A 14820-nucleotide genomic window follows, 5' to 3' on the forward strand; every position below is an offset into this window, starting at 1 on the left:
GCCGCGCCATGCTCGGCTGGGGCGTTACCGGTAGAGCCTTTGCCGAGCATGGCTCGGCACTACGCCGGGTTTGCTTGTAAGGCCTCTGCCGAGCATGGCTCGGCACTACGCTGCTATGGCTTGCCGGCCTGGCGCTTGCGTTGCTGGCGGATGTAGGTCATTTCGTTCTCGGCGACTTTATTGCCGGGTTCCAGTGCCAACGACGCTTCGTATGCGGCCTGGGCCGCGTCCAGATCGCCAAGCTCAATCAAGGCGTAGCCGGTTCCGCGCAGGGCCAGCGCCTCGGCGTACGCGGCTTCAGGGTGGCTTCGGGTGAGTGCCAATGCCTGCTGGTAGCTACTCAGGGCGGCGGGCCAATCCTTGCTGATGTTCAGCGCCGCGCCGCGCTCGGTCAGTGCCTCAGGTTCATAGGGCGCGGTGGCATGGGCCTTGTCCAGCCACTGTATTGCGTGCGGCGCATCGCGCAGTTCAACGGCGATGTAGCCTAGTTGGATGTAGACGTTGGCACATGCGCTGTCCAGCCAGTCGATGGGCTCGCCGTCGCCGTGGTCGCGCAGGTAAAGCTCGTACTGGCGTTGGGTGCGGAAGCTCAGCGAACGTCGTCCTGGCGCTGCACGGTAAGCGTCACATTGTCGTGCGACGTCGAGTAGCAGGGCTTTGGCCTGGGCATGTTCACCCTTCAGATTCAGGGCGCTGGCCTCCTGCACGGAAGCGCGCAACTCCTTGCCCAGCGCTGGCTCACCGGGCCGGGAGTAGATCTGTGTGGTGCTGAGTCTGACTGGATCGTCGGGTTCGTCAGCAAGTGCGTTGGCGCAGGCCAAAGCCAGGGCAATACAAAGCAGATAACGCATACGTCCCCCGCGCAGCGATGTGGAGGCCAGCGTAGCCGGAGCCGCGGCGAATCGGTAGGGGGCTCCGGTGCAGGTGCTTAGCTGCGCGGTGCGATTGCCAGGATTGCCAACTGCTGCTGTGCTTCTTCATTGCCAGCTGCGGCAGCGGCCTGCACTTGAGCCAGGTCCGGGTGCTGAACCACCAGCAGCGGGTACTCGCATTCGGGGCAGGCGTATTCGGTCTGCTCGTCGTGCAGTTCCATTTCCATCTGTCGTGAGCTGCCTTTCCATTCGCAGGCCGGGCAGTTGTGCAGGTCATCGCGCCAGCCGGTCTGGTAGTAGTCGCTGACAGTGATGGTCATGGGTAAGGCCTGAAGCAAGGGCGGGGAAGTGTAGCCCGGGTAAGCGGAAGCGCACCCGGGGCTTTATGTGCGGAGTTCCCGGGTGCGTTTGCGCTTACCCGGGCTACGGCTCCTGCGGCGCCGCGACTAGTGCAGCAGCACCAACGTGGCCAGGCCGAGGAAGGTGAAGAAACCCATCGAGTCGGTGACTGCGGTCAGGAAGATGCCGCTGGCCAAGGCAGGGTCGAACCCCAGCCGCTTCAGCGTCAACGGCACCAGCACGCCGGCCGATGCGGCAAACAATAGATTGAAGGTCAGCGCGATGGCGATCACCAGCGACAGCCCGGGCATATGGAACCAGGCCAGTACGATCAGGCCAAGCACGGTGCCCAGTACCACGCCATTGAGCAGGGCTACGCGTAGTTCTTTCCACAGCAGGGTGCGGGCATTGGAGGCGCCTACCTGGCCCAGCGCCAGGCCACGGATCATCAACGCCAGTACCTGCGTACCTGCATTGCCGCCAAGCCCGGCGACAATCGGCATCAGCACCGCCAGCGCCACCAGCTTGTCGATGGTGCCTTCGAAATGGCCGACCACGCTGGAGGCGAGGAAGGCGGTGCAGAGGTTCACCGACAACCACATCAGGCGCCGGCGCATGGCGCGCCAGACCGGGCTGAACAGGTCTTCGTCTTCATCCAGACCGGCCGCGCCCAAGGCCTGGTGATCGGCCTGGCCACGGATGATGTCGACCACGTCATCGATGGTGATGCGGCCGATCAGGATGTTGTTGTCATCCACCACCGGTGCCGACACCCAGTCATGATCGGAGAACTGGCGGGCCACTTCGTCGGCGCTTTCGCCCACGTCGATGGCCGGCTGCTCGTCGTCGATCAGGCGGTTGATCGGGGTGGTGTCTTCGTGGGTGACCAGCGAGGCCAGCGACAGTCGGCCAAGATATTGGTGACGGCGGCTGACCACGAACAGGTGATCGGTGTGGTCGGGCAGTTCGCCGCGCAGGCGCAGGTAGCGCAGCACTACATCGACGTTGACGTCGGCGCGCACGGTGACCACGTCCGGGTTCATCAAACGGCCGGCGGTGTCTTCCGGGTAGGACAGCACCTGCTCCAGCCGCTCGCGGTTCTCGCGGTCCATCGACTTGAGCACTTCGTCGATGACGGTATCGGGCAGGTCTTCGACCAGATCGGCAAGATCGTCGATGTCCAGGTCTTCGACCGCGGCGATGATCTCGTCCGCGTCCATGTCCGCCAGCAGGCTTTCGCGCACGTCTTCACCGACATGCACCAAGACCTCACCGTCGTCCTCGGGGTCGACCAGACCCCACACCACTTCGCGCTTGCCCGGCGGCAGCGATTCGAGCAGATTGCCGATCTCGGCCGGCGACAAGGTGTTGACCAGGCGACGCACCGGTCCAAGCCGGCCACTGTCCAATGCATCGGAAAGCAGGCGCAGCTGGCGTGCGGTCTTGTCGTGGCGTACGGCTTCAGCCATGCGCAGCTCCCGGTATGGTGATGGCCGCTGTCCGTGGCGGTTGGGCGCCAACGGCGGTGTTTAGCCCGCCATTATCACGTGCGATGCGCAGGCTTGCATACAACCGTTGCGCCCGGAATCAGTTCCCGGCGCTGCCGGTGATCCAGCGTTCAATGCCGCGGCGGTCGCGTGCAGCCAGCAATTGCGGGGCCTGCAGGCGGAGCTCGGCCAGGTTGACCTCCCGGATGGCGCGGCGCACTTCCAGCAAGGTGGCCGGGTGCAGACTGAATTCGGTCAGCCCCAAAGCCAGCAGCAGGGCTGTCATGCGCGCGTCACCTGCCATTTCACCGCAGACCGCTACCGGGGTTTCATGCCGCTGTGCGGTTTCAATCACCTGGTACAGCAGCCGCAGTACTGCCGGATGCAGCGGCGAGTACAACTCGGCCACGGCGTCGTTGTTGCGGTCGGCGGCAAGCAGGTACTGAACCAGATCGTTGGTGCCGATCGACAGGAAGTCGACCTGGTCGATGAAGGTCTCCAGCGCGATAGCTGCTGCCGGCACTTCGATCATCGCCCCGACCGGGATGTTCTCCGCCACCTCATGGCCGTCATTGCGCAGGATCGCGGCCAATCGCGACAGCCGGCGCCGTACCGCCATGATTTCCTCACGGGTGGTCAGCATCGGCACCAGGATGCGCAGCGGCCCGTAGCCGGAGGCGCGCAGGATTGCCCGCAGCTGGGTGTCGGACACCTTGGGCCTGGCCAGTGACAGGCGCACGCCACGCAGGCCCAGTGCGGGGTTTTCTTCGCTGCTGAGCACCAGCCCGGTGCGATCGGCCTTGTCCGCGCCCAGGTCCAGGGTGCGGATGGTGACCGGGCGCCCGCTCATGCCCAGTACGGTGTCGCGGTAGACGTGGAACTGTTCTTCTTCGTCAGGCAGCTGGTTGCGCTGCATGAACAGGAATTCGGTGCGATACAGGCCCAGGCCACGGGCGCCCAGCGCATGCGCCTGGGCGACGTCGTCATGCGACTCTGCATTGGCCAGCAGGGTGATTTCGGCGCCATCGAGGGTGCGCGTGGGCTTGGCCCGCAAACGTCCCAGTTCGCGTTGTTCGCGCGCCAGCTCGCGCTGGCGCAGGCGGTACTGGCGCAGATCGTCCGGGCCCGGATCGACCACGATCTCGCCACTGCCGCCGTCCAGTATCAGTACGTCGCCATCGCTGACTTTCTGCAGCACCGCATTGGCCGCCACCACCAGCGGCATGTGCAGGCTGCGGGCGAGGATGGCGCTGTGCGAGAGCACGCTGCCGGCGCTGCTGACGATGCCGACCACGCCCTGCGCTTGCAGCTGGGCCAGTTCCGACGGAGCAACGTTCTCGCAGACCAGGATTTCGCCGGCCAGCCCCTTCATGGTGGTGGTGCGTTTGTGCAGGAAGGACTGGATGCGGCCGATCACATGGTCCAGATCATCCATCCGGCTTTTCAGGTAGGCATCTTCCATGCCTTCAAACACCTGTGCCAGGCGGTCGCGCTGCACGCGCAATGCATGGCTGGCGCTGTAGCGCTTGCTGCGTACCAGCTCGTCCAGGCCGGTCAGCAGCTCGGGGTCGTCCAGCAGCATGGCGTGCAGGTCGAGGAACTCGCCTACTTCGGCCGGCAATGCACCTTGCAGGCGGGTGCGCAGATCGCGCATTTCCTGGCGTGCCGCATCGGTGGCACGGTGCAGGCGCTCCAGTTCGTGTTCCACCGCAGCAGCCGCAACGCGCTTTTCACCAATGTCCTGCACATGTGGAAGGCGCACGCGCGCGCGGCCCAAAGCAGAGCCACGGGACGCCGGTAGGCCCGTTAGACGAGTCACCACTGCAGGCTCCTCATCATGGCTGCAGCTGCGCGCGCGGCTTGTGGCATCAGCTGTCCTCGTCGAAACGACGCTCGAACAGAGCGGCAACCGCCTCCAGTGCGGCAGCTTCGTCTTCGCCGTCCACGCGCACCGTTACCGGCGTGCCTTGGGCGGCGGCCAGCAACATCACGCCCATGATGCTTTTGGCGTTGACCTCGCGGCCCTTGGCCACAAGCGTGGCATTGGAGCGGAAGGCCGACAGCACCTGCACCAGTTTGGCGGTGGCCCGGGCATGCAGACCCAGCCGGTTGGAAACCATGAGTTCTTGTTCAAGCATCGTCGGTGATGACTCCGTTGCGAGCGCCCGCCGCCGCAGTGGCGGGCAGTTGGTCCAATCCCTGTTCCGGATAGTTCATTACCCGCAGCAACATCGCCAGACTCAATCCCGATACACGCCGGGTAGGTGTGCCCAAACGCGCCAGTTTGCCGGCAAGATTGCTCGGGCTGGCACCGTACAGATCGGTCAGTATCAACACGCCGCCTTCACCTTCCACCCGCCGCATCGCCGCCGAAGCAGCAGGCAACAGGGCATCAAGGTCGGCGTCGAAAGGCACTTCGAACGCTTCTGTTTTCAGCGGCAGTTGCCGCAACAAGGCCGTCGTCACTTCCAGCAGGGAAGTGCCGACACCGGTATGAGTTACTAGGAGAATGCCGCAGGTCATCCCTGAACGTTAACAGGTCAGGGCAAGTCCGCGATAGCGCTTAAAACTGTCTTCTGTGTGCCATTCAGGGCATGCGCGGAGAACCCGCATGCGCCCTTTCAATCCTGTTCGCGATGGAAGGTGGCCACATCCTGCCAACCCTGCTCACGCGCATGCCGGGCCAGGCGTTCGGCCAGGTAGACCGAGCGGTGTTTGCCGCCGGTGCAGCCAAAGGCCACGGTGACATAGCTGCGGGTCTCGCTGCCCAGCTTGGGCAGCCAGGTGTCGAGCAGGTCCTGCAGTTGGGTGACGTAGCGCACCACCTCGGGTTGGGCGTCCAGATATTCGCGGACTTCGCGGTCGCGCCCGGTCAATGAGCGCAGCTCGGGGTCCCAATGCGGATTGGGCAGCACCCGTGCATCGAATACGAAATCGGCTTCGGCCGGCACGCCACGCTTGTAGGCGAAAGACTCGAACAACAGCGACAGCTTGCTCTCATGGCTGAGTGCGAATTCGGTGATTACCCTGCGTCGCAGCTGGTGCACGTTGAGGCGGGTGGTGTCGATGATGGCATCGGCTTCGCGCCGCAGCGGGGCGGTCAGTTCGCGCTCGCGGGCAATGGCTTCCGGCAGCGACAGGCCAAGGTGGCTCAGCGGATGACGACGGCGGGTGTCGGCGTAGCGGGCCAGCAAGGTGTCGTCGTCGGCTTCGAAGAACAGCAGGCGCGCCTCGATGCCGTAATCCAAAGCGGTTTTACGCCAGGCAGCAAGTTGGCTGAGGTCGCTGCGGCCGCGTACGTCGATGCCGACCACCAGCCGCTGCGGGCGGTTCTCATCACGTTCGCCGAGTACACCGCGTACGAACTCCGGCAGCAGGTTTACCGGGATATTGTCCGAGCAGTAGTAGTCCAGGTCTTCAAAGGTCTTCAATGCCACCGATTTGCCCGAGCCGGACAAGCCGCTGACGATGATCAGTACCGATGCAGGGTGCGCACTCATGAACTACGTTGCTCCAGCAGGTTGCTATGGCGGGCGATGAACATCGCCGCCGGGTCGATGCCCTTGGTTCGCAGTATATGCAGGCGGGTGGCGGCTTCGGTCAGCACGGCCAGGTTGCGGCCGGGCATCACCGGCAAGGTGATCAGCGGCACGTCCAGGTCCAGCACGTGTCGCTTGCCGGAATCGCCGGTGAGGCGCTCATAGCCATAGCTGCTGGGCTCGGTCATCGGCTTGGTCAGGTGGACGATGAGGCGAAGGTACTTGTTCTTCTTTACAGACGTGTCACCAAACATCTGCCGCACATTCAGTACGCCCAGCCCGCGCACTTCCAGCAGGTCCTGCAGCAGCTCCGGGCAGGTGCCGTCGAGCACGTCGGGGGCGATCTGGGTGAATTCGGGGGCGTCATCGGCAACCAGGCGGTGGCCGCGTGACAGCAATTCCAGCGCCAGTTCGCTCTTGCCCGAGCCAGCTTCGCCGGTGATCAGCACGCCGATGGAGTAGATCTCCATGAATACGCCATGCAGGATCACCCGCGGCGCCAGCGTGCGGGCCAGGTGGTAGCTGAGGTGGTTGAGCAGCTCGTGGCCACGGCGCGGTGACACCCACAACGGGGTCTGCGATTCATCGGCGGCCGAGCGCAGGTCTTCCGGGCAGCCGTGGCTCTTGGTGATGACCATCGCCAGTGGCCGCGCCTGGATGATGCGCTCGATCACTTCCCAGCGCTGGCGGGCATCCAGCGAATCCAGCCAGGTGAGTTCCTCGGTGCCGAGGATCTGCACTTTGTTCGGGTAGATGGTGTTGAGGTAGCCGGCCAGCGAGGGCCGTCGCGAGACCGTATTGCCGGCCTCCAGCTCACGTTGCGCACCGGCATGGCCGGCGACCCAGCGCAGGTCGAGCTTCTCGCGTTGGTGGTCGAAGAGTTCCTGGGCGGTGATGCTGGTATTCATCCGCTACGCGCCTGCTGCGGGTTGATGATGATGTTCTTGAGGGTCTGCGCATCGGGGGCAATACGCAGTGCCTGACGGATGTCGGGGTCGGAGAAAATCTCCGCCAGCTCGGACAGTAGCATCAGGTGTTGATGGGTGTAATGCGCGGGTACGGCCATCGCAAAGACCAGGTCCACCGGTTCGTCGCCGCCGAAATCAACGGGTTGTTGCAGCCGTAGCAGGGCGCCGCGGGGCTCCTGCAGGGTTTCCGAACGCCCGTGGGGGATGGCGATACCGTGGCCAATGGCGGTGCTGCCGACGATTTCACGTTCGCGCAGGCTTAAAAACAGGCTGTCCGCACCGGCCTCACGACAGGCTAGCAGGCGGGAGGCGGCAATCAGGGTGCTGTCTCGATCAGCGACCGCGAGTACCTGGGTACTCACGGCCGCCATCAGGTCGGTCAACGGCATGTTGGCTTACGGCTGGGTATAAAGATCAGCCATTGTCGCGCAGAGCATGCGATGCGTGGGGAAGATGCTTTTCCTTGTGCTTTATGACCAGTCGGTCGAGCTTGTCGGCCAGCACGTCGATGGCTGCATACATGGTGGGTTCTGCAGCATCGGCGTGCAGGGTGCGCCCGGGTAAATTCACCGTGGCGACGACGAGGTAGTCAGGCTTGCGGGTGGACAACTGGACTCGTACTTCGCAGTGCTGGTCAAAGTGTCGACCCAGCCGCTCCAGCTTTGTTTCCACGTACTCCTTCAGGGCAGGCGTGACTTCAACTTGCTGGCCATACGTCTCGATACGCATCGGATTCCTCCTGTGGTTCGGGGTTGCCTAATGAACCCTGCGCTGCTCAACGAATGCTTCAGGCGATGCGGACGCGTTCGTGAGAGGCACAGATGTTCATGGCCTCACGATACTTCGCAACGGTGCGGCGCGCTACCGGTATGCCACTTGTTTTGAGCATCTCAGCCAGCTTGGCGTCAGAAAGCGGTTTGCGCGGGTTTTCCGCATCGATCAGGTTGCGGATCATCGATTGGATGGCGGTGCTGGAGGCCTCACCACCGCCTTCGGTATCAATGCCGGAGGCGAAGAAGGCGCGCAGCGGCAGGGTGCCGCGCGGGGTGCGCACATACTTGCGGGCGATGGCGCGCGAAATGGTGGATTCGTGCAGCTCAAGTTCGCCGGCGATTTCACGCAGCGTTAGCGGACGCAGTGCCTGTTCGCCAAATTCCAGGAAGCCTGCCTGGTGATGCAGCAGGCTGCTGACCACCCGTAACAGGGTTTCGCCACGCGCCTGCAGGCTCTTCAGCAGCCAGCGTGCCTCCTGCAGCTGTGCGCGCAGATAGCTGGCATCGGCGTCGCCACAGCGGCGGATCAGTTGCTCGTAGCTTTGATTGATGACCACCCGCGGACCTGCGTGGCCGGCCAGCGCACAGCGCCAGATGCCACGCTGGCGCCAGACCACGCAATCGGGCACCACATAGGTGTCCGAGGTCATCTGTCCCAATTGTTTGCCCGGGCGCGGGTCGAGAGAGCGCAATAGCTGCACGGCTTCTTCGACGTCGGCAACCGGCTGCTTGAGCTCCTGCGCGATGCCGCTGATGCCTGCGCGCGGCAGGCGCTCCAGTGGGCCATCGGCGATGCGCCGGGCCAAGGCCAGGGCAGGGGTTTGGCAGGGCAGTACGTCCAACTGCAGGCTCAGGCACTCGCCCAGGCTGCGTGCGCCTACGCCGGCCGGGTCAAAGCGTTGGATCTGACGCAGTACTGCGACGATCTCGTCTTCGTCGGCGCGGATCTCGGGCAACAGCGTCTGTGCGATTGCCGACAAGGGCTCGCGCAGATAACCGTCTTCATCCAAAGCGTCGATCAAGGCCACGCCGATGGCGCGATCACACGGACCCAGATGGGTCAGGTGCAGTTGCCACAGCAGGTGATCGGCCAGGGTGTCGCCGTCTTCGGCCTGTTCGCGCTCGTCGTCTTCGTCACCATCGAAGGAGCCGGAGCGACCACTGCTCCAGTCCTCATCGCCGCCGTCCCAATCTTCGCCATCGGCGTTGATGTCGCCTTGTGCGGGATCGATCGGGGCATCATCGTTGGCGCTGCTTGCGGGAGCTTCGTCGCCGTCGGCGCCTTCGGAATTCTCGGCCCATTCCAGCAGTGGATTGGTCTCCACCGCCTCGGTCAGTTCCAGTTCGAGCTCGGTGCTGGACATCTGCAGAAGACGGATGGCCTGACGCAACTGCGGCGTCATGACCAGGTTCTGTCCCATCGATGTCTGCAGCCGAGCTTTCATGCCTGATCCGTTCGGGTAGGGCCCGACGTGGCGCTGCGACTCAGAGGGTGAAAGCGTCCCCGAGGTAAACACGGCGCACGTCAGTATTGGCAAGCAGATCTTCCGGTGCCCCCTGCGCCAGTACGCTGCCTTCAGCGAGGATATACGCCCGGTCGCAGATTCCCAAGGTTTCGCGCACATTGTGATCGGTGATCAACACACCGATGCCGCGTTGCTTGAGGTGGGTCACGATGCGCTGGATCTCGCCGACCGAGATCGGATCGACACCGGCAAACGGTTCGTCGAGCAGGATCAGGCGTGGCTTTGCGGCCAGTGCGCGGGCGATTTCGCAGCGGCGGCGCTCACCGCCGGACAGGCTGGCGCCGGTCTGGTCGGCGACATGGCTGATCTGCAGTTCGTCCAGCAGCGAGGACAGTTCGCGCTCGCGGCCGACGTTGTCGAGGTCGGTGCGCAGTTCCAGCACCAGGCGGATGTTGTCGGCCACGCTGAGCTTGCGGAACACCGATGGCTCCTGCGGCAGATAACCCACGCCCAGCTTGGCGCGCTCGTACATCGGCTCGGAGGTGATGTCCTTGCCATCGAGCACGATGCTGCCGGCATCGGCGGCGACCAGCCCAACGATCATGTAGAAACAGGTGGTTTTGCCGGCACCGTTGGGGCCGAGCACGCCGACCACTTCGCCGGCATCCAGGGTCAGCCCGAAGTCCTTGACGACTTCGCGGTTCTTGTAGCGCTTGCGCAGGCCTTGGGCAACGAGCATTACTTGGCTTCTCCTGCCGCTGCCGGCGCCTTGTTCTTGGGCTGGATCACGGTGCGCACGCGGGTGCCATCGCCGCCGCTCTGCATCGCGCCGCTGCGGGTGTTGTAGACCATGCGCTGGCCGGCATTGGTGCCGCGCTCGGATTCAACCTTGTAGTTGCCGGTCAGGATGATGATTTCGCTGTTGATGTTGTAGTCCATGTTGTCGGCACGGGCATTCATCCAGGTGTTGTCATCCATCTGTTGCTTCAGCGTGGCTTGTTTGCCGGTGAGGATCACGCGCTCGGTTTCGCCGTTCTTGCGGATCACATCGGCGGTGTCGGCGTGGATCTCCATCGATCCCTGCGTGATGATCACGTTGCCGCTGAACTGGCATTTGCCGTTGTCGCTGAAATTGCAGTCATTGTTGTTGGAATCGATGGTCATCGGCTGGTTGCGATCCGATGCCTTGGACCACGCCAGGCCGGGTGCGAGCAGGACGGCGAGCAGCGTGATCGACGCGAGCTTAGCGGGCAGCTTTGGGTTCATAGCGGGTCTTGACCTGGGAAAGGAGTGAATACTGCTGGGATTTGAGATTGGCGCGGAATCCGACGCCGGTCTGCGACAGGCCCGGTCGGGTCAGCGTCACTTGTGCATCGGTGCGCGCCAGATTCTGTTCGGCGAACACGTCCAGCGCGTCAGTACGGAAAGTGGTTGGCGGGGTCTTGCCATCGGTGGGGCTGTCGCCAGCAACATTGCCGCGCAGGCGCAGCTCCTCACCCTTGGGGCTGACCCAGCCGGTATCGGCGCTCAGTTGCCAGTGCTGCCCGGCCGTGTCAGGCAACAGGAACAATGGCTTGGTTATGTTGGACGTCTGGTCGATGCGGTTGCGCACCATCGACGGTGCACGCAGGGTCATCGATTCCTGGCCCTGCTTGTCCAGGGTGACGATCTCGAAGTCGGTCAGGGTGAAGTCGGTGCTGCCCACTTCAACAGCGGTTGGCGCGGTGTTGGCGCGGTTGCGCCATGCCGACCAGCCGCTGAGCAGGGCGGCCAACAGCAGGCCGATACCAAGAACTGAGCGCCAACTCATCAGGAAAACCTCGCCAGGACTGCGTCAAGTTTGCCCTGCGCGGCCAGCAGGACGTCACACAGTTCGCGCGCTGCGCCACGCCCGCCTTGGGCACGGGTCTGCCAGTGCACGCGTTCGGCGATCCACGGATGCGCATCGGCCGGCGCTACCGCAAGCCCGGCCGCGCATAGCGGCGCCAGATCGGGAAGGTCGTCGCCCATGAAGGCGACCTGGTCCAGGCCGATGCCATGCTGTTCGCACAAGGCACGCACGCTGGCCAGCTTGTCGCCGACCGCGATCTGCGTGTCGATGCCCAGATCAGCCCCGCGCCGCTGCGCCGACAGGCTGTTGCGCGCGGTGATCAACACCGGATGGATGCCGTGCTGCTGCAGCAGCTTCAGGCCCAGCCCGTCCTGCACGTAATACGCCTTGCTCTCGTTGCCGGCATGGTCGTAGAACAGCCGACCGTCGGTCAGGGTGCCGTCCACGTCAAAGCAGGCCAGGCGGATAGCGCTGGCGGTGGCGTGCAGATTGGCGGGGAAAAGCGCTAGCGGCGAGTAAGGCATTGGCAGGCAGTATCCGTTGCGGCAGGTCGGGCTTTGGCCCGAGGTCGTTGATTGTGCGGGGTTTAGACGACTTTTGCCCGCAACAGGTCATGAATGTTCAGGGCGCCGACGGGGTGATTGTCGCTATCGACCACGATCAAGCCATTGATCTTGTGGGTTTCCAGCAGTCGCGCGGCTTCTGCGGCCAGTTGGTCGGCACCGATGGTGCGCGGGTTGCGGGTCATCACCTGGGCGATGCTGGCGGTGCGTACGTCCAGATCGGTGTCCAGCGCACGGCGCAGGTCGCCGTCGGTGAACAGCCCGACCAGCCTGCCCTGGGCATCGACCACGGCGGTCATGCCCAGCCGTTTGCGGCTCATTTCCATCAGTGCCTGGCTGAGGCTTGCCTGGTCACTGACGCTGGGCAGGTCGTCGCCGGCATGCATCACGTCGGTGATGTGCAGCAGCAGGCGCCGACCCAGGCTGCCTGCCGGATGGGAGCGGGCAAAGTCGTCGGCGGTGAAGCCGCGCGCGTCCAGCAGGGCCACCGCCAGTGCATCACCCATTGCCAATGAGGCGGTGGTGCTGGAAGTCGGGGCCAGGGCCAGCGGGCAGGCCTCGTGGTCGACGTTCACGTCCAGATGCACATCGGCAGCCAGCGCCAGACTCGATTGCGGCCGCCCGGTCATGGAAATCAACGGGTTGCCTTGGCGTTTGAACACCGGTAGCAGGGTCAGTACTTCGTCCGATTCACCGGAATAGGACAGCGCCAAAACCACGTCATCTTCGGTGATCATGCCAAGATCGCCGTGCCCGGCTTCGCCCGGATGCACATAGAACGAGGGCGTGCCGGTCGAGGCCAGAGTGGCGGCGATCTTGCGTGCGATATGCCCGGATTTGCCCATGCCGGTGGTGACCACGCGACCACGCGAAGCCAGTACCAGCCGGCAGGCCGCGGCGAACTCGGCGCCGATGCGACCGCCTACCCGGTCCAGTTCGTCGCGCTCGATCTCGAACACGCGGTGACCACTGGCCACCAGATCGGTGTCGCGCAATGTATCCAGGGAAAGCGGGGAAGCAGCCATACGGATGCCACTCGGAGAGTAGAATGGGGGTTCATTTTATTAGGAAAGCGCTTTGGACGCCGAGACCATCCGAAATCTGATCGAAGCCGGCCTGCCGGGCGCCCGCGCCGATGTGCAGGGCGACGACGGAGTGCACTTCGAGGCCACGGTGGTCTGTGAGGCATTTGCCGGCAAGATGCCGTTGGCGCGCCACCGCATGGTGTATGCGACGCTGGGCGATCTGATGGGCGGTGCGATCCACGCGCTGGCGCTGAAAACCATTACTCCGGGTGAAGCTGGCTGAGCCGGCGCACTCTCTTCTCCTTATACCGGCCTCAAAACCATGGCAAAAATCGTAGTCACCGGCGGCAATGCGCTGAACGGTGAGGTTCATATCTCCGGCGCCAAGAACGCCGTTCTGCCGATCCTGTGCGCCACCTTGCTGGCCGATGCGCCGGTGGAAATCACCAACGTGCCGCACCTGCACGACGTGATCACCACCGTCAAGCTGCTCGGTGAGCTCGGTGCCAAGGTCACCATCGACCAGGGCACGCTGTCGCGCGGCAGCGCGGTGGTGGTGGATCCGCGCACCGTCAATCAGCACGTGGCACCGTATGAGCTGGTCAAGACCATGCGCGCCTCGATCCTGGTGCTGGGTCCGTTGCTGGCCAAGTTCGGCAAGGCCGAAGTGTCGCTGCCGGGCGGTTGTGCCATCGGCTCGCGCCCGGTTGACCAGCACATCAAGGGCCTGCAGGCGCTGGGTGCGGAGATCACTGTCGAGAACGGCTTCATCAAGGCCCACGTCGACGGGCGCCTGAAGGGCGGTCGCTATACCTTCGACATGGTCAGCGTCACCGGCACCGAGAACGTGCTGATGGCCGCTGTACTGGCTGATGGCACCACGGTGCTGGAAAACGCCGCGATGGAGCCGGAAGTGGCCGATCTGGCGCATTGCCTGATTGCACTGGGCGCGAAGATTGAAGGCATAGGCACCGCGCGCCTGGTTGTGGAAGGCGTCGAGCGCCTGCACGGCGGCCGCCACGCGGTGTTGCCCGATCGCATCGAGACCGGCACCTTCCTGGTCGCTGCGGCGATGAGCGGTGGTCGCGTCACGGTGCGCAATGCGCGGCCGGACACGATGGACGCTGTGCTGCACAAGCTGACCGAGGCCGGCGCTGAGATCAGCACCACCGATGACAGCATCACCCTGGACATGCACGGCAAGCGGCCCAAGGCGGTGAACATCACCACCGCGCCGCACCCGGCGTTCCCGACCGACATGCAGGCCCAGTTCATGGCGATGAACTGCGTGGCCGATGGCGTCGGTGTGATCACCGAAACCATCTTTGAAAACCGCTTCATGCACGTCAATGAGCTGCTGCGTCTGGGCGCCGATATCCAGATCGAAGGTCATACCGCGATCGTGCGTGGCGTTGAGAGGCTCAGTGGCGCGCCGGTGATGGCGACCGATCTGCGCGCCTCGGCCTGCTTGATCCTGGCCGGGCTGGTGGCTGCTGATGAAACCAGCATCGACCGCATCTACCACCTGGATCGTGGCTACGAAAACATTGAGGAAAAGCTCAGTGGTCTGGGTGCCAACGTGCGGCGGATCGCATGATCCTCAAGGGGCGCTTCACCCCGCGTCGCAAGGCCCTGCTGGGTCTGGTGCTGCTTGCCCTGGCCTGGTTGGGCTGGGGCTGGTACAGCGGCGTGGCCATCACCCAGGGCGTTGAAAAGGAACAGATGGACTGGAATGGCGATGGCCAGGTCAGTCGTGACGAGTTCCTGCAAGCGTTCTATGCGGTGCAGGTGAAGGACAGCGAAGAGGGCGATCGCCAGTGCCGCAGCTTCATCTGGCGCAGCAGCGGTGAAGAATTCCGCCGCGATTGCCGCACGGTGTTCAAGAAGGCTGCAGCCGAATAGCAGGACTGCGCCACAGGGCTGCGGCGCTGTTCTCTGCCCAACCAATGCAACCCGG

19 protein-coding genes are annotated in these 14820 nt (G+C 64.0%); 3 read left to right on the forward strand and 16 right to left on the reverse strand.

The window, feature by feature from the left end; all coding sequences use genetic code 11:
* Positions 1–113: 113 nt before the first annotated feature.
* The 16 genes from ACVOLZ_RS12220 to ACVOLZ_RS12295 all read right to left on the reverse strand — a co-directional run bounded on the left by ACVOLZ_RS12220 (position 114) and on the right by ACVOLZ_RS12295 (position 12863).
* Positions 114–851, reverse strand: a complete 738-nt coding sequence (locus ACVOLZ_RS12220; protein ID WP_481516383.1) for a hypothetical protein — start codon at positions 849–851, stop codon at positions 114–116.
* A gap of 77 nt (positions 852–928) precedes the next feature.
* Positions 929–1192, reverse strand: coding sequence for a hypothetical protein (locus ACVOLZ_RS12225; RefSeq protein WP_481516384.1), 264 nt, complete (start codon positions 1190–1192; stop codon positions 929–931).
* 126 nt (positions 1193–1318) lie between these two features.
* Positions 1319–2680, reverse strand: a complete 1362-nt coding sequence (mgtE, locus tag ACVOLZ_RS12230) for a magnesium transporter (protein WP_282267877.1) — start codon at positions 2678–2680, stop codon at positions 1319–1321.
* 118 nt (positions 2681–2798) lie between these two features.
* On the reverse strand, positions 2799–4520 hold the full coding sequence (gene ptsP, locus ACVOLZ_RS12235) for a phosphoenolpyruvate--protein phosphotransferase (RefSeq protein ID WP_481516385.1): 1722 nt from the start codon (positions 4518–4520) through the stop codon (positions 2799–2801).
* 46 nt (positions 4521–4566) lie between these two features.
* Positions 4567–4836, reverse strand: coding sequence for an HPr family phosphocarrier protein (locus tag ACVOLZ_RS12240; protein ID WP_282267872.1), 270 nt, complete (start codon positions 4834–4836; stop codon positions 4567–4569).
* On the reverse strand, positions 4829–5221 hold the full coding sequence (locus ACVOLZ_RS12245; protein ID WP_313170341.1) for a PTS sugar transporter subunit IIA: 393 nt from the start codon (positions 5219–5221) through the stop codon (positions 4829–4831). The genes ACVOLZ_RS12240 and ACVOLZ_RS12245 overlap by 8 nt, the downstream gene beginning before the upstream one ends.
* A 98-nt stretch (positions 5222–5319) precedes the next feature.
* The gene (rapZ, locus tag ACVOLZ_RS12250; RefSeq protein WP_481516386.1) at positions 5320–6198 is read right to left on the reverse strand and encodes an RNase adapter RapZ; all 879 of its coding nucleotides are present in this window, start codon (positions 6196–6198) and stop codon (positions 5320–5322) included.
* Positions 6195–7145, reverse strand: a complete 951-nt coding sequence (hprK, locus tag ACVOLZ_RS12255; protein WP_481516387.1) for an HPr(Ser) kinase/phosphatase — start codon at positions 7143–7145, stop codon at positions 6195–6197. The genes rapZ and hprK overlap by 4 nt, the downstream gene beginning before the upstream one ends.
* The gene (locus tag ACVOLZ_RS12260; protein ID WP_481516388.1) at positions 7142–7594 is read right to left on the reverse strand and encodes a PTS sugar transporter subunit IIA; all 453 of its coding nucleotides are present in this window, start codon (positions 7592–7594) and stop codon (positions 7142–7144) included. Before ACVOLZ_RS12260 ends, hprK begins: the two co-directional genes overlap by 4 nt.
* 25 nt (positions 7595–7619) lie before the next feature.
* Entirely contained in the window at positions 7620–7934 is a 315-nt protein-coding gene (gene hpf / locus ACVOLZ_RS12265) for a ribosome hibernation-promoting factor, HPF/YfiA family (RefSeq protein WP_282267862.1), read from the reverse strand.
* 58 nt (positions 7935–7992) lie between these two features.
* A complete protein-coding gene (locus ACVOLZ_RS12270) occupies positions 7993–9423 on the reverse strand; it encodes an RNA polymerase factor sigma-54 (protein ID WP_481516389.1) in 1431 nt (476 codons plus the stop codon).
* Positions 9424–9463: 40 nt separating this feature from the next.
* A complete protein-coding gene (gene lptB, locus ACVOLZ_RS12275) occupies positions 9464–10183 on the reverse strand; it encodes an LPS export ABC transporter ATP-binding protein (RefSeq protein WP_481511445.1) in 720 nt (239 codons plus the stop codon).
* Positions 10183–10710: a lipopolysaccharide transport periplasmic protein LptA gene (gene lptA / locus ACVOLZ_RS12280; protein WP_282267857.1), complete on the reverse strand. Its 528-nt coding sequence runs from the start codon at positions 10708–10710 to the stop codon at positions 10183–10185. Before lptA ends, lptB begins: the two co-directional genes overlap by 1 nt.
* Positions 10688–11254: an LPS export ABC transporter periplasmic protein LptC gene (lptC, locus tag ACVOLZ_RS12285; protein ID WP_481516390.1), complete on the reverse strand. Its 567-nt coding sequence runs from the start codon at positions 11252–11254 to the stop codon at positions 10688–10690. The genes lptA and lptC overlap by 23 nt, the downstream gene beginning before the upstream one ends.
* Positions 11254–11799, reverse strand: coding sequence for a KdsC family phosphatase (locus ACVOLZ_RS12290; protein WP_481516391.1), 546 nt, complete (start codon positions 11797–11799; stop codon positions 11254–11256). The genes lptC and ACVOLZ_RS12290 overlap by 1 nt, the downstream gene beginning before the upstream one ends.
* Positions 11800–11861: 62 nt before the next feature.
* Entirely contained in the window at positions 11862–12863 is a 1002-nt protein-coding gene (locus tag ACVOLZ_RS12295) for a KpsF/GutQ family sugar-phosphate isomerase (RefSeq protein WP_481516392.1), read from the reverse strand.
* A 52-nt stretch (positions 12864–12915) separates the two neighbouring features.
* Between ACVOLZ_RS12295 and ACVOLZ_RS12300 the strand changes: the two genes are divergently transcribed.
* From ACVOLZ_RS12300 to ACVOLZ_RS12310, 3 genes are read left to right on the forward strand one after another with little or no spacing between them, the layout of a single operon-like run.
* Positions 12916–13146, forward strand: a complete 231-nt coding sequence (locus ACVOLZ_RS12300; protein ID WP_296251001.1) for a BolA family protein — start codon at positions 12916–12918, stop codon at positions 13144–13146.
* 39 nt (positions 13147–13185) lie between these two features.
* Entirely contained in the window at positions 13186–14460 is a 1275-nt protein-coding gene (gene murA / locus ACVOLZ_RS12305; protein ID WP_481516393.1) for a UDP-N-acetylglucosamine 1-carboxyvinyltransferase, read from the forward strand.
* Entirely contained in the window at positions 14457–14765 is a 309-nt protein-coding gene (locus ACVOLZ_RS12310; protein ID WP_481516394.1) for an EF-hand domain-containing protein, read from the forward strand. Before murA ends, ACVOLZ_RS12310 begins: the two co-directional genes overlap by 4 nt.
* Positions 14766–14820: the final 55 nt, after the last annotated feature.

Source organism: Stenotrophomonas sp. STEN020 (genome assembly GCF_056760195.1).